Origin of the sequence: Burkholderia theae (assembly GCF_048565265.1) — a bacterium.
GTDB lineage: Bacteria > Pseudomonadota > Gammaproteobacteria > Burkholderiales > Burkholderiaceae > Burkholderia > Burkholderia theae.
In genome coordinates this window covers 2,671,198-2,687,469 of record NZ_CP183462.1, presented here as the reverse complement: position 1 = coordinate 2,687,469, position 16,272 = coordinate 2,671,198, and the positions used below count along the sequence as shown (strand labels likewise).

General features: G+C 66.1%; 17 protein-coding genes. 11 read left to right on the top strand and 6 right to left on the bottom strand.

Going from position 1 to position 16,272, the window contains the following annotated elements:
- Positions 1-650 precede the first annotated feature (650 nt).
- The 4 genes from ACN22W_RS29625 to ACN22W_RS29610 all read left to right on the top strand — a co-directional run bounded on the left by ACN22W_RS29625 (position 651) and on the right by ACN22W_RS29610 (position 2,836).
- Complete coding sequence (locus ACN22W_RS29625; RefSeq protein WP_129516193.1) at positions 651-866, top strand: hypothetical protein; 216 nt, start codon at positions 651-653, stop codon at positions 864-866.
- A 213-nt stretch (positions 867-1,079) separates the two neighbouring features.
- On the top strand, positions 1,080-1,352 hold the full coding sequence (locus ACN22W_RS29620; protein WP_072438025.1) for a metal/formaldehyde-sensitive transcriptional repressor: 273 nt from the start codon (positions 1,080-1,082) through the stop codon (positions 1,350-1,352).
- Between the two features lie 12 nt (positions 1,353-1,364).
- The gene (gene dmeF, locus ACN22W_RS29615) at positions 1,365-2,648 is read left to right on the top strand and encodes a CDF family Co(II)/Ni(II) efflux transporter DmeF (protein ID WP_419688188.1); all 1,284 of its coding nucleotides are present in this window, start codon (positions 1,365-1,367) and stop codon (positions 2,646-2,648) included.
- A 2-nt stretch (positions 2,649-2,650) separates the two neighbouring features.
- Positions 2,651-2,836, top strand: coding sequence for a DUF1289 domain-containing protein (locus ACN22W_RS29610; RefSeq protein WP_412025568.1), 186 nt, complete (start codon positions 2,651-2,653; stop codon positions 2,834-2,836).
- A gap of 44 nt (positions 2,837-2,880) precedes the next feature.
- Here ACN22W_RS29610 and ACN22W_RS29605 read toward each other — a convergent pair whose 3' ends face one another.
- Genes ACN22W_RS29605 through ACN22W_RS29595 form a run of 3 tightly spaced genes read right to left on the bottom strand, consistent with a single transcriptional unit; the run spans position 2,881 to position 5,350 of the window.
- Positions 2,881-3,615: a polysaccharide deacetylase family protein gene (locus ACN22W_RS29605; protein ID WP_419688187.1), complete on the bottom strand. Its 735-nt coding sequence runs from the start codon at positions 3,613-3,615 to the stop codon at positions 2,881-2,883.
- Between the two features lie 23 nt (positions 3,616-3,638).
- Positions 3,639-4,145, bottom strand: a complete 507-nt coding sequence (locus ACN22W_RS29600) for a hypothetical protein (protein WP_343491090.1) — start codon at positions 4,143-4,145, stop codon at positions 3,639-3,641.
- Positions 4,146-4,204: 59 nt separating this feature from the next.
- Complete coding sequence (locus ACN22W_RS29595) at positions 4,205-5,350, bottom strand: glycosyltransferase (RefSeq protein ID WP_419688186.1); 1,146 nt, start codon at positions 5,348-5,350, stop codon at positions 4,205-4,207.
- Between the two features lie 551 nt (positions 5,351-5,901).
- Here ACN22W_RS29595 and ACN22W_RS29590 point away from each other — a divergent pair.
- The 4 genes from ACN22W_RS29590 to ACN22W_RS29575 all read left to right on the top strand — a co-directional run bounded on the left by ACN22W_RS29590 (position 5,902) and on the right by ACN22W_RS29575 (position 10,765).
- Positions 5,902-7,203: a dicarboxylate/amino acid:cation symporter gene (locus ACN22W_RS29590; RefSeq protein WP_193101901.1), complete on the top strand. Its 1,302-nt coding sequence runs from the start codon at positions 5,902-5,904 to the stop codon at positions 7,201-7,203.
- A 40-nt stretch (positions 7,204-7,243) separates the two neighbouring features.
- On the top strand, positions 7,244-7,411 hold the full coding sequence (locus ACN22W_RS29585; RefSeq protein ID WP_419688185.1) for a hypothetical protein: 168 nt from the start codon (positions 7,244-7,246) through the stop codon (positions 7,409-7,411).
- A gap of 270 nt (positions 7,412-7,681) precedes the next feature.
- On the top strand, positions 7,682-9,616 hold the full coding sequence (locus ACN22W_RS29580; protein WP_419688184.1) for an SMP-30/gluconolactonase/LRE family protein: 1,935 nt from the start codon (positions 7,682-7,684) through the stop codon (positions 9,614-9,616).
- 318 nt (positions 9,617-9,934) lie between these two features.
- Positions 9,935-10,765, top strand: coding sequence for a peptidyl-prolyl cis-trans isomerase (locus ACN22W_RS29575; protein ID WP_419688183.1), 831 nt, complete (start codon positions 9,935-9,937; stop codon positions 10,763-10,765).
- A gap of 31 nt (positions 10,766-10,796) precedes the next feature.
- On the opposite strand, the gene ACN22W_RS29570 is transcribed toward ACN22W_RS29575, so the two are convergent.
- A complete protein-coding gene (locus tag ACN22W_RS29570) occupies positions 10,797-11,234 on the bottom strand; it encodes a GNAT family N-acetyltransferase (RefSeq protein ID WP_419688182.1) in 438 nt (145 codons plus the stop codon).
- Between the two features lie 149 nt (positions 11,235-11,383).
- Complete coding sequence (locus ACN22W_RS29565) at positions 11,384-12,262, bottom strand: LysR substrate-binding domain-containing protein (protein ID WP_419688181.1); 879 nt, start codon at positions 12,260-12,262, stop codon at positions 11,384-11,386.
- Positions 12,263-12,423: 161 nt separating this feature from the next.
- Between ACN22W_RS29565 and ACN22W_RS29560 the strand changes: the two genes are divergently transcribed.
- From ACN22W_RS29560 to ACN22W_RS29550, 3 genes are all read left to right on the top strand, one after another.
- On the top strand, positions 12,424-12,924 hold the full coding sequence (locus tag ACN22W_RS29560) for a lipocalin-like domain-containing protein (protein ID WP_129516201.1): 501 nt from the start codon (positions 12,424-12,426) through the stop codon (positions 12,922-12,924).
- A gap of 144 nt (positions 12,925-13,068) precedes the next feature.
- Positions 13,069-14,361: an MASE1 domain-containing protein gene (locus ACN22W_RS29555; protein WP_419688180.1), complete on the top strand. Its 1,293-nt coding sequence runs from the start codon at positions 13,069-13,071 to the stop codon at positions 14,359-14,361.
- A gap of 13 nt (positions 14,362-14,374) precedes the next feature.
- Entirely contained in the window at positions 14,375-15,190 is an 816-nt protein-coding gene (locus ACN22W_RS29550) for an alpha/beta hydrolase (protein WP_419688179.1), read from the top strand.
- Positions 15,191-15,197: 7 nt separating this feature from the next.
- Here the strand turns inward: ACN22W_RS29550 and ACN22W_RS29545 are convergent, their stop codons facing one another.
- Positions 15,198-16,220: a MerR family transcriptional regulator gene (locus ACN22W_RS29545; RefSeq protein WP_419688178.1), complete on the bottom strand. Its 1,023-nt coding sequence runs from the start codon at positions 16,218-16,220 to the stop codon at positions 15,198-15,200.
- Positions 16,221-16,272 lie beyond the last annotated feature (52 nt).

Sequence of the window (16,272 nt, the reverse complement as noted above, 5' to 3'; positions counted from 1 at the left end):
TGCTTCTCGTTCATGCGTCGACGCTGCCCGATTCGCACGACGTCGCGCGAATCCACCTGTTGATATCCCCGGCTGGCACAAGCCGGGAAATGTCGAGGGAGGCTGGCTCCACTATACGCGCAGCCGTCGTGATTCGGGCCGCGCCGTCGTGCGACGGCATGCTTTGGCGGCGGGTGCTCGCAGGAAATTTCGCTATGCAAATTTATGGATCGGCGTACCATCGAATCGTTGGATGACCGCTGACCGGTTCCAACGCATCGCTCGGCGTGCACCTCTTGATGCGACCGGGCCTTTCATCGTGTCTGGTGAAAGGCGACTGATCGCGCGGGCACCCGCGAATAGTGTTCGACACTCCTCTCTTGTCCCACCGTCTTGGGAGCGGTTCCGCCGATAGGTCGGAGCAACGGGCTTCCATCTCTACCCAGGGGCAGCATTTCGCTCGCGGGTCCATCCGTGACCATCGCTGCGAAGTCGATGCCGACGCTTTCCCGAGATTCGTATCGCCTTGCGCGCCGTCGCGCCAGGGCGGGGTGGCGAGTGCTGAATCCAGTCAGGAAGCCGGCCACGTGATGGCACGTCTTCAAGTCCGACACGTTCTTATGCTGCTCCCGCGACAGCCCGGTTCGCGGCAACCAAACGGGGAGGAGAACATGCTCTTCAATTCGACACGATTCCGAATCGATCCGACACCACGCAGGGCTGATGGAGAGTTCATCGCGCATGTGAGGATCACCACGACCCTTCTGGATGGAGGTGAGCGAGAAGTCCACGCCAGCGGCGATCTGGCCGGCTTCGATGCGCGTGATGACGCGGTGGCATACGCGAAACAGTGGGCAGAAGGATGGCTGACTGCCCAATTTGGTTGAAGACGACGGGCACTTCGTCCGACGTGTTCGCCACCGGGATCGAACCGCCATGCGCAAGCAGCGTGGCGCTGCGTCATGAGCACGTGCAGCGGCGGTCGGGCACCGGCGGTTCGCCATTCAAGCGCGACCTTTCATCTCGCTGAACATACCCCTACCCCCTATATGGATGATCCTTTCCCGATATACTCCCCCCGGGTATAGGAAAGGATCACCATGAGCCACACCGTCAAGGAAAAGCAGAAGCTGCTGAACCGTGTCCGCCGAATCAAGGGGCAGGTCGAAGCCATCGAACGCGCGCTGGAAGAAGAGCGCGGTTGCAACGAAATTCTCCAGCTCATCACGAGCGGCCGCGGCGCGATGAACGGCCTGCTCGCGGTCGTGCTCGAGGATCACATCCGCAGCCATCTCGTCGATGCCGAAGGGCACGAGGACGAGGGCAGCGCGACCGAGCAGCTGATCGAAGTCGTTCACAGCTACTTCAAATAATCGGGGGCGGGGATGAGCGACTTCAGAAACGACGCCTTCGGCGCAGGGCACGACCACATCTTTCTCGGTGCCGCACACGAACAGAACGAGCGCAGGACCTGGATGGTCATCGGGCTGTGCGCCGCAATGATGGTGGCCGAGATCGTCGGCGGATCGATTTTCGGCTCGCTGGCGCTGATCGCGGACGGGCTGCACATGTCGACGCACGCGGGCGCGATGCTGATCGCCGCGCTCGCGTACACCTACGCGCGCCGCCATGCGAGCGACCCGCGATTCGTGTTCGGCACGGGCAAGCTCGGCGACCTGGCAGGCTTCACGAGCGCCATCGTGCTCGCGATGATCGCGCTGCTGATCGGTTATGAAGCGGTCACGCGTTTGCTCGCGCCCGTTCCGATCCATTTCGGCGAGGCGATTCCGATTGCGGTTGCCGGCCTGCTCGTCAACATCGCGAGCGTCTGGTTGCTGAGCGGCGACCATCACGGGCACAGTCACGGGCATCACGGGAATCACCACGGGCACGGGCATGACGATCATGACCATGGCCACGAGGAGGAGGCGCACAAGGTCTTCGATCAAAGCGGCGCGTTCGCCGTGTCGATCTTCGAAGACGGCGTGCCGCCGGTGTTCCGGATCGCGCCGGCGCTTGCCGGTGCGACGCTCGGCGACGTCACGACGGCATCGATCACGACGATTCGCCCGGACGGCACGCGGCAGGCGTTCGCGCTGAGCATGCGCGGCGCGTGCCTGGAGTCGGTCGAGAACATTCCCGAGCCGCACGAATTCAAGGCCATTGTCCGGTTGAACGGGCGCGAGCACGAGCTGGCGTTCGAGGAGCACGACCATGGCGCGTCCGCGGCGGCGGCGCGCGATCACAACATCCGCTCCACTTACATCCACGTGATTGCCGATGCAGCGGTCTCCGTGCTGACGATCGTCGGGCTGTTGCTCGCACGCGCGTTCGGCTGGCTGTGGATGGACCCGCTGGCCGGCATCATCGGTGCGCTCGTGATCGCGAACTGGTCATACGGATTGATGCGCGACACCGGCGGAATCCTGCTCGACATGCGTTCGGATCGCCGGCTGACGGACAACGTGCGCAGCGCGATCGAAGGCAGTGGCGACACGATCAACGACCTGCACGTCTGGCGTCTCGGGCCGGGTCACATGAGCGCGGTCGTGTCGGTGACGACGGACAACCCGAAACGGGATTCGCGCTTCTATCACGGCCTGCTTCGGCGCTTCAAGGATCTGTCGCACGTGACCGTCGAAGTCGTGCCGACAGCGCGGGGGCAATAAGCATGGCGGTCAAATCGCCTTGCATCGACGTATGCGCGTTCGATGGCAGGACGGGCTACTGCGTGGCGTGCCTGCGCACGCGGGACGAAGCGCGCGGGTGGAAGAAGATGACGGATCATCGCCGTCATCAGGTCGTGAACGACCGGGCCCGCCGGCAGGCGAAACTGGCTCGGGAAACGTCGGACTGATCGATCACGCACGCGCCGCGATTCCGGCCGCGCCATTCCCGACCCTACCCGCGCCCCCGAACCTGCCACCGCGCACATTTGAACAACAACCGCAGCGCACCGACACCGCCCGCCACCGGAATCCGTGGCAGCAGAAACGGATCGTTGGACGCATCGGCGCAACCGCGCCGGGTCGTCGTCGCATTGCCGTAGCCGGCGGCGGCGACCTGGTCGCGGACGCGCGCGTCCTGATTGCCGTACGGATAGCAGAACGATTCGACGCGCTGGCCGCTCAGCACTTCGAGCTGCCGCTTCGATTCGGTCAGTTGAAAGTCCGACACGTAGGTCGGCACGTGCGGCAGCGCGATGTGATCGAGCGTATGCGAGCCGATTTCGTGACCGTGATCGCGCCACGCGAGCATGTCGTCGCACGTCATGAGCGGCGAGCGCGCGGTATCGGCGCCCGCGTCCCAGTCGTTCTCGCCGCCGAACCGGCCGGCGACGAAGTAGCAGGTCGCGGTGAACCCGAGCTCGTCCAACACGGGCATCGCATGCGTGAGCACGTTGACGAAACCGTCGTCGAACGAAATGCCGAACACTTTCCCGCTGCGCTCGCCGCGAAGATACGGCTGCAGTTCGCGCACGCTCAGGCCGCGGTAGCCGAGCCGCCGGAACAGCGTCATCTGGCGGCGGAACGCATCGGGCGCGACGCTCAGGCCGCGCAGCCGATCGGACACCGGCGGAAGCGGGCGTATCTGGTGATACATCAGGATCGGATAGCGGGTGGCGGACAGCAGCATCGGCGGATCGCGGGAGCGGAGGATTACGCGTCCTTGCGGAAAATCCGCAGGGTCTTGAAGTCGCCGACCTCGACGAAATCGGCATGTGCGGCCCATCGCGCGATGATCGGCTCGGCCTTCCGGTAGGCGGACGAGCCCTTGTAGAACAGCAGGTGCCCGTCGCGAGCGGTATGGGCCGCGAACAGGTCGAGCACCTCTTCGTCGGTCATCGCGCCGTAACGGCTGTTCGCCTCGTCGCGGAACTCGCACAGATGGAACAGCGTGACGACGTCGAACGACGGCAGCAGGTACGAGTTGCTCGTATAGATGTCGCCGAAATACGCGAGATAGGTCTTGCTGATCTCCGGTTGCCGCGTGACGAGCTCGACATACGACTTGTATTCCTTCGGCGAGGCCGTCACGCCGAAGACGGTGTTGTTCAGGTGCGGGCGCGCGCATTCGACGCCGACATGGTGATGGCCGCCGGTGCCGAAGTGATAGATACGGATGCCCTTGAGGCGAACGGATTCCAGCCATTCGATGAAATGCACGTCGCACGGACACTCCTGTGTCCGCAAGTCCCAATACTTCTTCCAGATATTCATCGGCATTACAGGGATCTCAAGGGTGTCCCCCAACGATAGGGGTTGTGTCGAATCGATTTCTGATAGACGGACAAGGTCGCATCGACGAATTTGTCGAACGAGAACTCGCGCTTGCCTTTCAGTTGCGCGCTGCGCCCCATCGCGCGGACGCAGCCGGGCTCGCGCACGATCGCGCGCAGGATCTCTTCGATCGCTCTGGGCTCGCGCGGCGGGACGACCCATCCGTCCACGCCCGGTTCGACGTTCTCCGGCAGCCCGCCCACGCGCGTCACGATCGCGGGGCAGCCCAGCGACATCGCTTCGCGGCACGCGTACGACAGGCTCTCGTGGTATGACAGGACGAACGACACGTCGATGATCGAGAACGGCGCCCTGACATCGTCGAGCCGTCCGGTGAACGCGGTGCGCGACGCCATGCCGTGCCGCGCGATCTGCTCGCGCTGCTCGCCGGACGGCTCCGCGCCGACCAGCAGCACGCGAAACCGCTCGCGGTCGCGTTCGGGCAGGCGGCCCAGCGCCGCGATCAGGTCCATCCAGCCTTTTTCCGGCGCGGTGCCGGCGCTGCTGCCCAGCACGATCGCGTCCGCGCCGGACGGCCCGAACAGCGCGATCTTGCGGCGGCGGATCTCGTCGCCCGCCAGTCGCTCCGCGGCCGTTCGGCGCACGCCGTGCTTGACGACCGTGACTTCGCCGTACGGCGACCGGAGGGCGAGCATGCTCGCCACATAGTCGCTGACCGCGATGGTGTGGTCGGTGGCAAGCCGTGCGCGCAGCAGGTTGCCGAAGCTGTCGGCGCGATACGTGTTGTGCTTGGTCAGCACGACCGCGGGCCGGTACCGGCACCCGAGCAGGGCCAGCATCACCTGGCGGTGATCGGCGGACCCGTTGACGTGAATGATGTCGAAGCGCTCGGAGACGATCAGCTGGCGCAGCCGGACAAGCTCCTGGCACAGCCGGTTCCAGCGCGGCTTGAATTCCATGTCGAAGATGGTCACGTCGGGGCTGTCCTTCAACAGCCGCGACAGGCGGCTTCCCTGCGGCGACGCGACGGTCACGCGGTGATGCCGGCTCATCGCGGCGGCGAGATCGCGGACGTAAGTATCCTGACCGCCGCCGTAGTCGCCATGGAAGTTGGTGTACAGAATGTTCATCACGATGCCGATCCTTCCCGTTCATTCATTGCGAGGACTGCCGATGAAGCGAACGACTCGCGTTGTCCGGAGCAATGACTCGACCGCGGTTCCGCGTTTCCGACGCGCGATTGCGCAATGACGTTGGGCATTGCGGCAATCGAAATATTTCGAAATATTACATACCGGTTACGCGCGGGTGTGTCGAGGTGTGAGCATCTTTGTGAGGTTGTGTCGCGATCGTCTTTCTATGTCGTCGCCGGTCGCCGGTCGCCGTCGGCCGGCACGGGCGGCCCGTCGGTCGAGATCGCGGCGCCGGATGGCCGCTCGCGCCGCTCGGCCGGATCGCGACAAAACCCGCCTTTCCGGCGCCGAATGGACGCGGATCAACCGGCGCGGCTTTCAGATTTGAAAGCCCGCGCGCCATTTGCGTTAGAATGCCCCCCCTGTCCGCCCTGGCGACCGCCGGAAGCGGGCCTGTCGCATGCGTTGCGACGTGAGTTCCGATTCGCAGCCGGACGCGAATGATGTTCCCGCCGTTAGAAGCACACGCTTTGTAATTTGGATTACTAATGAAGAAGAGACACAACATCACGAAGTACATCGTCATCGCGATGATTCTTGGTATCGCCGTGGGTTACGCGTGCCACAGCGCGTTTCCCGACCCGAAGATGGCCAAGGAAGTCGCCGGCTACGTGTCGTTGCTGTCCGACGTGTTCCTGCGCCTGATCAAGATGATCATCGCGCCGCTGGTATTCGCGACGCTGACCGTCGGCATCGCGCAGATGGGCGACGGCAGCGCGGTGGGCCGCGTGGGCGTCAAGGCGTTCGGCTGGTTCTTCATCGCGTCGTTCACGTCGTTGCTGCTCGGCCTGCTGACCGCGACGATCCTGCAGCCGGGCAGCCACCTGAGCCTGCCGCTGCCGCCTGCCGATGCGGCGCTCAACCTGAAGACGGGCGCATTCACGCTGAAGGATTTCGTGGTCCACCTGGTACCGAAGTCGATCGCCGAGGCGATGGCGAACAACGAAATCCTGCAGATCGTCGTGTTCTCGATCTTCTTCGGCACCGCGCTGTCCGCGCTCGGCGAATCGGGCAAGCGCCTGACCGGCGTGATCGAGGATCTCGCGCAGGTGATGCTGAAGGTGACGGGCGCGGTGATGTGGTTCGCGCCGGTCGCGGTGTTCGCGGCGCTGGCGTCGACGATCACGACCGAAGGGCTCGGCATCCTGCTCACGTTCGCGAAGTTCATGGCGAGCTTCTATCTGGCGCTGGCGCTGCTGTGGGGCGTGTTGACGCTCGCCGGCGTGACGTTCCTCGGCAAGCGCGCGTTCACGCTGCTCCGGCTGATCCGCGAGCCGTTCCTGCTGTCGTTCGCGACGGCGAGTTCCGAGGCCGCGTACCCGAAGCTGCTGGATGCGCTCGACCGTTTCGGCGTGAACCGCAAGATTTCGAGCTTCGTGCTGCCCATCGGGTATTCGTTCAACCTCGACGGCTCGATGATGTACTGCACGTTCGCGGTGCTGTTCATCGCGCAGGTGTACGGCATCCATCTGCCGCTGGGCACGCAGATCACGATGCTGCTGCTGCTGATGGTGACGTCGAAGGGGATGGCGGGTGTGCCGCGCGCGTCGCTGGTCGTGATCGCGGCGACGCTCAACCAGTTCAACATGCCCGAGGCGGGGTTGCTGCTGATCATGGGTGTCGACATGTTCCTCGACATGGGGCGCTCGGCCACCAACGCGGTCGGCAACTCGATCGCGGCCGCCGTGGTCGCGAAGTGGGAAGGGCAGCTCGACGAGCCGCGCGACGACGATTCGGATGCAGGGCGCGTCACGCAGGTGAAGGTGCCGGAGACCTCGGCATCGGCATGACACGTGGCAACGCGGCGGCGCGTTTGATGCGCCGCGGTAAATGACCCTCGCCGGCCTGGATTCGCAACGGATTCAGGCCGGCGATTTGTTTGATGCAGTGACGCCGCATGGCATGCGGCGGCCTTTTCCGATTCTCCGGAACAGGCGTTCGCGGTTTCAATATGTCGTCGTTGAAAAAGCGGCGATATTCCCGCAGGCGAAAGCCTGATTCTCCCCATTCCCGATCCGGCGCGTGAGTGAACATTCACTGTCGCGCGGTCGCGCTTGCCGTCGGGGTGTGTGGTTATCGCGAGCGGTCCGCAATTTTTTTCGATTTATATAACGCTATTCTCGCGCTGCTCATTATCGAAGGCAGGCCGCACGTAATACCGATTGCGCCGGATGATTCAGCGGAAGAATTTACGCATCGCGAATTTCAAACCATCCGGCCGGCTGCCCCCTCATGTGAATGTTCGCACCGTTCAGGAGCGCATCCGTCATGGTCGCTGGAAAACGTCTACACGCTGTGCTGCTCGCCGCGGCGATTGCCGCGATGGCACCGGCCGCTCAAGCCGGCAACACCACCGACTGGCTCGCGAACACGCACGGCACGCTCGCGGCCCACGTCGGCAACGTCGCGCGTTCGATGTGGGTCGCGCCCGAAGGCGTGATCTACACGGCGTCGATGTGGGACGAAGATGAAGGCGGTGTCGCGATCTACCAGAACGGCAAGAGCGTCGGCTCGATCGGCACGCATTCCGAATTCCAGGGTAGCGCGATCACGGGCAACGCGACGTCGCTGTTCGTCGCGCTGCAACCCGGCAAGACCTACGGCAGCGGCGCGGTCGGGCGGTACAACCGTGCCACCCGGTATCGCGACCGGCTCATCCAGGTCAGCGCGGCGACCAACCAGCCGCGCATCGACGTCGTCACCGGGCTCGCCACGGCCGGCTCGCTGCTCTATGCGAGCGACTTCTACGGCAATCGCGTGCGCGTGTTCACCACCGACGGCGTGTGGCAGCGGGACATCAGCGTGTCGGGCCCGGGCGCGCTCGCGGTGGATGGCGCGGGCAACGTGTGGGTCGCGCAGAAGCGCGCGGGCTCGATCGTCGGCTTCAGCCCGGCCGGCGCGCTGCTGAACACGATCCGGATGCCGGCCGGGTCGCAGCCGTCGGCGCTCTATTTCGATGCGGCGGCCGGACAGCTCCTGGCGGGCGACGAAGGCCCCGACCAGAACATCAAGCGCTATACGGTGTCGGGCCGGCCGGCGCTGGCCGGCACGTTCGGCGTGCGCGGCGGTTATCTCGACACGACGACGGGCATCAAGGGGCAGGTCGGCGCGCAGCGCTTCACGCGCATCGCCGGCATCGGCAAGGACAGCGGCGGCACCCTCTATGTGCTCAACAACCCGTGGGGCGGCAGCTGGGATCTCGGCCGCAACGGCGCCACCGACATTCATGCGTACAGCAGCACCGGGAGCCTGCGCTGGACGCTGCAGTCGCTGAACTTCGAAGGCATCGCCGCGCCGGACCCGGTCACGGACGGCGCGCTGTTTTATGGCGGCACGCACGTGTACGGCGGCAGCGCGGGCGGCACCTTCGTCGCGAACACCGTCGACCCGTTCACGTACCCGTCGGATCCGCGCATCAACATGAGCGACCCGCAGCGCGACGAGCACTTCGGGCTGCTCACGTCCGTCGGCGCGAACCGGATCCTCGTCGCGGCCGGCCAGAACCCGCCGGTCTTCTACTTCTTCCATTTCAACGCGGCGAACGGCTACATCGCGATTCCGGACGGATCGATCCCGGGCCCCGCGTTCAACACGACGCAGCGCGTGACGAGCGGCTTCAGCATCGACAGCAAGGGCGGCGTGTGGGCCGGCCTCGACAAGACCGGCGCGATTACCCACTACCCGCTGACCGGCTTCGACGCGAGCGGCAAACCGTCGTGGGGGCCGGGCGTCGCGACCCGCGTGCCCGCCAGCATCCAGCCGCTGACGCGCATCGTCTACCTCGCGGACAGCGACACGATGGTGCTCGCGCAGGGCGCGCTCGGGAGCAACGACTGGACGTCGATCGGCACGCGCATCGAGGTGTATCACGGCTGGAGCGCGGGCAACACGACGAAGCCGGACCCGGTGATCACGCTGCCGCACAGCGGCGCGAAATCGATCGACGCGGTCGGCAACCATCTGTTCGTCGGTTACTGGTTCAGCAGCAACGGGCCGCTGTGGCCGAACGTCGACGCGTTCAACCTCGCCACCGGCAATCTCGACACGACGCTGGTCAACGCGAGCCCCGCGACCGTGGATACCAGCAGCGCGATCGACGCGATGTACAGCATCCGCGCGTACCGCCGGTCGACCGGCGAGTATGTGGTGATGAAGAACAACGTGAAGGGCAACAGCATCACCGTGTATCGCTGGACGCCCTGATGACGCCACGGCCGCTTCGACCGGCGGCCGCGCCCGCGTAGCCATCGCGATATTCGAAGCACGTCGCGGGATGTCCGCGCGCCGCAAGCGTGCCCCAGCGCGTGACGAACGGTGCGCGCCTCGCCGCCTTGGGCGGCCTTCCCCAACCTCCCGACGCGCAAACGCGGTTCCGTGCACAATGACAGCGGCACCGGCAGACGCTGTCCCTGCCCGTGATGAGGAACCGGAATGATTGAACGGTTGCGCCGGCGCGTTGCAGCGCCGGCGAACCTGCGTGGCAGTTCATGCCGCGTTTTTTGAGCCCGAGGCGACACTACGATGAAGACGAAAACGACACCGAGCCGCCTGTTGCTGATTGCCGCACTGGCCGGCGCGCTGAGCGGTGCTGCTCATGCACAGACGGCGGCAACCGTCGCGACGGTCAACGGCGCGCCGATCACGCAGGCCGACGTCGATGCGATGCTGCGCGCGTCCGGGCAGCCCGACTCGCCGCAGATCCGCGACGCGATCAAGCAGCAACTGATCACGCGTGTGCTGATTCAGCAGGCCGCCGAGAAGGCGAATTACGCAGACAAACCCGAGGTCAAGGCGGCGATGCAGCAGGCGAAGGCGAGTGCCGAGGTGCAACTGTACGTGCGCGACAACCTGAAACCCGAGCCGGTGACCGACGCGCAGGTCAAGGCGCGTTACGACGAACTCGTCGCGGCGCTCGGCAAGAACGAGTACAAGCCACGCCTGATCGTCGTCAAGGATCCGGCGACGGCCGCGACCGTGCTGAGCGAACTGAAATCGGGCAAGTCGTTCGACGGGCTGGCTCGTCAGTACAGCATGGCGCCGAGCCGCGATACCGGCGGCGAGCTGCCGTGGGTGAGTTTCAACACGCCGGCGGCGGAAGGCAAGACGGCCGGACTGCCGCTGTCGATCGCGCAGGCGCTCGAGAAACTGACGGTCGGCGCGGCGACGAAGGATTCGATTCCGGTCGACGGCGTGCGGGCCATCGTGAAGCTGGATGCGAAGCGGCCGACGCAGGTGCCGGGCTTCGAGACCGCCAAGCCGGGGCTTCAGCAGCAGTTGCAGGCGATCGCGGTCGAAAAGGCGAGTGCGCAGATGATCGGCAATTTGCTGAAGGACGCGAAGATCACGCAGTAATCGTCATGCGACGGCGTCGCAACGGCGCGCGTCACGCGCGCCAGATCATGCTCGCGCTCGTTTCCGTTTCCGACGCGACCCGGAAGCCGAGCCGTTCATAGAGCCGCCGCGCCGGGTTGCCGTGCAGCACGCTGAGCGACACGCACGCGTTCTCGCGAGCCGCGTCGCTCAGCAATGCGCGCAGCACGGCCTCGCCGATGCCCCGGCCCTGGCGCGCGGGGAGGATCTGGATCTGATGGACGTGCCATTCGCCGGCGGCGCGCGTCGCCTTCAGCAATCCGATTGCATCGGCACCTTCGCAGACGATCATCGCGTCGTCGAAATTCGCGCGGATGCGCCGGTCGTGCGCTTCATCGTCGGTCGGCGCGCCGGCCCGCTGCAGGTGCTCGGTCATCGTCAGTTGACGGAGCGTCAGCAGGAACGGCAGGTCGGTGGCAGATGCGGTACGCAGGCTGATCGCGTGTGTCATGGTGCGGACTCGTTCATTCGGGACGGGGGGCGGGAAGGGCGTACCCCGCCGCGCATGATTCCCGATTGCGGGAAAGCGGTCAAAGGCCGGCCCACTGAATCCGCGGCGCATGCCTGATCGTCCTGCCCGATGTGCGGGCCGGATGTCGATTACGCGTCGTCAAGATTGGCAGTCAGGTTGTCGATCACGACACGTTTCAGGCTGGCGAGTGCGGAGGGCGCATTGCCGCCGGCCCCATGAAGGCATACCTCGACGGACGGTAACGGCGGGAGACCATCACGCTCGCCAAGCCGTCGCAGCGTCGGCGGCACGCCGACCATCATTCTCGGCGTAATCCCCAGCCCGCCCGCGACGCCGGCCCACAGGCTTTGCAGGCTGCCGGTCGTGTAAGCGACCCGCCACGGGATGCCGGCCTTGTCGAGCGCATCGGTCCCGGCCTTGCGGAACAGGCAGGGTGCCTTGTACAACGCGAGATCGAGCGAGACGCCGGCGCGCTGACGCACGTCGAAACCGGACGGCGCGATCCACGCCATCGGCAGCGTGACGAGGCGTTCGGCGTCGGCGCGATGTCCCCGACCGATCGCGAGAACGAGGTCGAGCTCGCCGCCGTCGAGTTGCTCCAGCAGCGCGCCGTTGCCGTCGACGACGATGTCGACGCGCACGCCCGGATGCGAGCGCTTGAACTGGCCGAGCGCGACCGGCAGCCATGATTCGGCGAAGTCGCCCGGCAAGCCGAATCGCACGGTGCCCTCGATTGCCGAGCCACGGATGGCACTCACCGCCTCGTCGTTCAGTTCGAGGATACGGCGCGCATAGGACAGCATCAGTTCGCCGGCGTCGGTCGGCACGAGACCGCGCCCCTGCCGGCGAAACAGCGGCTGGCCGATCTGTGTTTCGAGCTTGCGCATCTGCTGGCTGACCGCCGACTGCGAGCGGCCGATCCTGTCGGCGGCGCGGTTGAGGCTGCCGAGCCGATCCGCGGCGATCAGCGTGCGCAGCGCATCCATGTCGAGATTCGGGAGCGTCATGATTCGGTTTTTCTTATAAGTCGGTTTCAAATTATCGTATTTATTGCACATTCTCCCCGCTACCATCAAGCGAACCGTTCATTGCGGTTCACGGGGATGCCCGCGTATGCGACTGCGGATTCCCGTGACGGTTCTTCCCTTCTATCTGAAAAGGACTACGAATGAAAATCGGCTCGATATTCCGTCAAGGCTTCCCCGGCATGCTGCTGGCCGCATCGATGGTTCCCGGCGGCGCATCGGCCGCACCGTCGCTCGCGGGGACATGGACCCTGGTCGCGGCGGACGTACAGCACCCCGACGGCACGATCGGCCGCGACTACGGTGCCGATCCGAAAGGCCTTCTGCTGATCGACATGCACGGGAACTACTCGCTGCAGATCTTCAAGTCCGAACGCCTGAAGTTCGCGTCGAACGACAAGACGACCGGCACGCCGGATGAATTCCGTGCAGCCGTGCTCGGATCCAGCACGCATTACGGCACGCTGACCATCGATCCCGCGGAGCACACGCTGGCGTTTCACATCATCAACGCGTCCTATCCGAACTGGGTCGGGCAGACGCAAACGCGCAGCTATCAATTGAAAGACGGCGAACTGAGCTATCGCGTTCCGCCGCGGCCCAACGGCGACATACCGATTTCGGTGTGGCGGCGCGTCGACTGAGACGGGCGGAGACCCGAAGCCCGTCGCAAACGGCCGCGAGCGCGGCCGGCACCGCTCCCGTCGGTATTCCCCCGCCCGCCGCGTCCGCATATCATTCGACATCGCGCACCCGCAGGCCGCAGGCGCGGCACACAGGAATTCTCGATGGACACCAAACGTTCCCGCCCGGCACTCGTCGCCGCGCTGCTCTGGGCCGCGCTGTATCTGGCAACCGGCTACATCTCGCACCAATTCAACGGCCCCGTCCGGCTGACGGGTTATATCTGGCTGCCGGCCGGCGTGACGGTCGGCGCGTTCATGCTGCGGCCGCCGCGCGAATGGCTGACGCTGGCCGGTGCATTTCTCGTCGCGCAGCTCGCGCTGACCGGCATCGAACACGGCAGCCTGGTCAACGCGGTGCTGTTCACGGTCGACGAGGTCGGCGCGGCCGCGCTCGCGGTATGGCTCGTGCAGCGCGTGCGCTTCTCGCTCGAAGGGCTGTATTTCCTGCGCTCGGTGATTCTCGCCGGGTTGATCGCGGGCGTGGTCGGCGCGATCGGCGGCGCGGCGTGGTACACGGTGGTCAAGGGCGCGCCGTTCTTCGACGTGTGGTCCGTGTGGGCCGCGTCCGATTTCGTCGGCGTGCTGCTGGTCACGCCGGTGCTCGCGTCGTGGTCGCGCTTTCGCGCGCACCGTTCGGGCGATCACGAGCGCTTCGACCTGATGCTCGGCGTCGTCGCGTTCGTGCTGCTCGCGATCGTCGCGCTCGTGATCTTCGACGGCGACACGTCGCAGAAATTCGGCACGGGCGCCGGCTTCGCGCTGACGTACATCCCGCTGTTCCTGACCGTCGCGGTGACGCTGCTGCTCGGCGGCCGTGCGGGTTCGTCGTCGGTGCTGGTGCTCGCGTTGATCGTGATCGAGCAGACCGCGCAGGGTGATGGCCCGTTCGCGTCGTTTCACGAACACTACGGCAGCGCGCTGCTCGAGGCGCAGCTTTATCTGGCGGTCGCGTCGCTGCTGGTGCTGACGGTGAGCACGCTGAAAACGACGCGCGAGCGCGTGCACGAGCATGCGGCGGTGCTGCAGAACAACATGGAGCTCGCGCTGGCGAGTGCCGGCCAGATCGCGTACGTGCTCGATCCGGAGTCGGGGCGGATCGAGTGGAGCGGCGACGTCGAGCGCGTGTTCGGCGTCGGCGTCGATGCCGCGCAGATCGCGAGCGTGCCGCTCGTGCTCGAACGCGTGCAGCCGGGCGACCGCGATGCGCTGAACGACTACTGGAATGCGGAAATCGCCGGCGAGGATCGCGCGTCGCTGTCGCTGCGCATCGTGCAGCGCGACGGCGGCACGCAGACGATCACCGATCATGGCGCGCCGCTGCTCGATTCGAACGTCGACGTGACGGTGGTCGCGGGCGTCTGGCAGATCGAGCGCGTGTGGCCGGCGGACGAATGAGCGGGTCCGCATCATGACGGGTCGCACGGGCGTCATGCTGATCCACGGGCTCGGCGGCACGCAATACGATCTCGGTTCGCTGCACAAGGCGATGCGGCGCGCGGGCGGCGAGACGCACATGATCACGCTGCCGGGGCACGGCACGCGCCCCGAGGATCTGGTCGGCGTGCGCGCGGAGGCGTGGCTCGACGCGGTGACCGAGCAGTATCGCGCGCTGGAACGCGAGTACGACACGCTGCATGTGGCGGGCATGTGCATGGGCGCGCTGGTCGCGCTGCTGCTGTGCCACCGCGTGCAGCATGCGCGCGGCCGGCTCGCGTTGCTGGCCACGCCGGTGTTCATCGACGGCTGGTCGACGCCGTGGTACCGGTCGCTGCGGCACCTGCTGTACCGCGTACCGGGTGTGGCCGAACGGATGCGCGTCGAGGAAGGCGATCCGTTCGGCATCAAGAACGCGACGATCCGCGCGATCGTGAAGAAGAAGTTCGAGCGGCAGGACCGTTTCCACTATGCGTGGGTGCCGCTCGCCTGCGTGCGGCAGGTGGACCGGATGCGCGACTGGGCGCTCGACGCCGCGGCCGGCACGCATTGCCGCACGCTGGTGCTGCATGCGCGCGAGGACGAACTGACGAGCCTGCGTTCGGCCGATTTTCTGCTGGAAAAGATGCCCGATGCGCGCGGGATCGTGCTGGAGAACAGCTACCACATGATCTGCGCGGACAACGATCGCGACGACGTCGCGCGGCACGTGCTGGAATTCTTCGGCTTTGATCCGGCGCATGCGGTGAGCCCGGCGATGGCGCGCAGGATGGGGCGGCCGGAATCCTGACGCCGGATTACGCTGCCGCCGGCCGGCGGGCGAGCCGCTCGCGGATCTCCGGCGATGCCAGGCATGTGGCGACGGCTTCGTAACCGGGAGCGCCCGGGTAAGGCGCCACGCGCGACGGCGGGCTGTGATTGGCCGGGCACAGGATGATGGTTTCGTCGGGGCCGACCGCCGACAGATCGAGGATGGCCGACGAGCGTGTCAGCAGGAACAGCGGCCGCATGCCGCCGGCTGCGCGTTCGCGCAGGTGGGCGATCAGTGCCTGTTGCGTGGGCCGGTCGAGATCCTGTTCGATCATGTCGACAACCAGCGCGCGCGGGCCTTCCGCTTCAAGACGGGTGAGCAGCGCGGTCAACGCCGCCGACGGCGTCGCGCCGTTGCCGACCAGCGTGGCCGATGCGCGGTCGACGCGCGACTTCAGTTCCGGATCGGCGCGCAACGCATCGCATGCGGCAGCGCCATCGTCGTCCAGCCGATCGAGACCCACGAACACGGCACCGGGCAGCGCGTCGGCCAGCCGAAGCGCCAGTCGCGTCTTGCCGCTTCCCAGCGAGCCGATGATGTAGTTCAACGGCCGGATATCGCGACACTCGAACCACTCGCCACCCCACGGCCACGGCAGGCTGAACGCGACGCCGGTGCCGGTATCGTCGAGCAGCCGCGTCAGTTCGCCGTCGGCCGGCATCCGGCCGCGCGCCAGGTCCGCGCGGATCGCACGCACCCGGTCGACCTTGCGCACGAGATCCCGGATGCCGTGGTCGAGCGTGGCTTCGTGCGCCGCCAGCGCGTCGTCGAGGCTGCGCGCGTCGCCATCCAGCACGCTCGCGACCTGCGCGAGGCTCAGGCCGAGCGCGCGCAGTGCCGCGATGTCGGCCGCGCGTGCGAGGTCGTCCGGGCCATACGCGCGGTATCCGGCCGGCGTTCGTTCCGGCGTGACGAGGCCGTGCCGTTCATACAGCCGCAGTGCCTTGATCGATACGCCGAGCCGCGCGGCGGCCGCCGATGCGTTCAAACGGGGCGTGGATGTGCGCATCCGTCACCTCTCTCTGCTGTCGATGGGTTGCGCTCAGCATAAAGGCGATCCC

Bases quoted from the DNA above. Each gene is read 5' to 3' on its own strand.
- ACN22W_RS29625 (WP_129516193.1), top strand. From the start codon at position 651: ATGCTCTTCAATTCGACACGATTCCGAATCGATCCGACACCACGCAGG.
- ACN22W_RS29620 (WP_072438025.1), top strand. From the start codon at position 1,080: ATGAGCCACACCGTCAAGGAAAAGCAGAAGCTGCTGAACCGTGTCCGC.
- dmeF (WP_419688188.1), top strand. From the start codon at position 1,365: ATGAGCGACTTCAGAAACGACGCCTTCGGCGCAGGGCACGACCACATC.
- ACN22W_RS29610 (WP_412025568.1), top strand. From the start codon at position 2,651: ATGGCGGTCAAATCGCCTTGCATCGACGTATGCGCGTTCGATGGCAGG.
- ACN22W_RS29605 (WP_419688187.1), bottom strand. From the start codon at position 3,615: ATGCTGCTGTCCGCCACCCGCTATCCGATCCTGATGTATCACCAGATA.
- ACN22W_RS29595 (WP_419688186.1), bottom strand. From the start codon at position 5,350: ATGAACATTCTGTACACCAACTTCCATGGCGACTACGGCGGCGGTCAG.
- ACN22W_RS29590 (WP_193101901.1), top strand. From the start codon at position 5,902: ATGAAGAAGAGACACAACATCACGAAGTACATCGTCATCGCGATGATT.
- ACN22W_RS29585 (WP_419688185.1), top strand. From the start codon at position 7,244: ATGACCCTCGCCGGCCTGGATTCGCAACGGATTCAGGCCGGCGATTTG.
- ACN22W_RS29580 (WP_419688184.1), top strand. From the start codon at position 7,682: ATGGTCGCTGGAAAACGTCTACACGCTGTGCTGCTCGCCGCGGCGATT.
- ACN22W_RS29575 (WP_419688183.1), top strand. From the start codon at position 9,935: ATGAAGACGAAAACGACACCGAGCCGCCTGTTGCTGATTGCCGCACTG.
- ACN22W_RS29570 (WP_419688182.1), bottom strand. From the start codon at position 11,234: ATGACACACGCGATCAGCCTGCGTACCGCATCTGCCACCGACCTGCCG.
- ACN22W_RS29565 (WP_419688181.1), bottom strand. From the start codon at position 12,262: ATGACGCTCCCGAATCTCGACATGGATGCGCTGCGCACGCTGATCGCC.
- ACN22W_RS29560 (WP_129516201.1), top strand. From the start codon at position 12,424: ATGAAAATCGGCTCGATATTCCGTCAAGGCTTCCCCGGCATGCTGCTG.
- ACN22W_RS29555 (WP_419688180.1), top strand. From the start codon at position 13,069: ATGGACACCAAACGTTCCCGCCCGGCACTCGTCGCCGCGCTGCTCTGG.
- ACN22W_RS29550 (WP_419688179.1), top strand. From the start codon at position 14,375: ATGACGGGTCGCACGGGCGTCATGCTGATCCACGGGCTCGGCGGCACG.
- ACN22W_RS29545 (WP_419688178.1), bottom strand. From the start codon at position 16,220: ATGCGCACATCCACGCCCCGTTTGAACGCATCGGCGGCCGCCGCGCGG.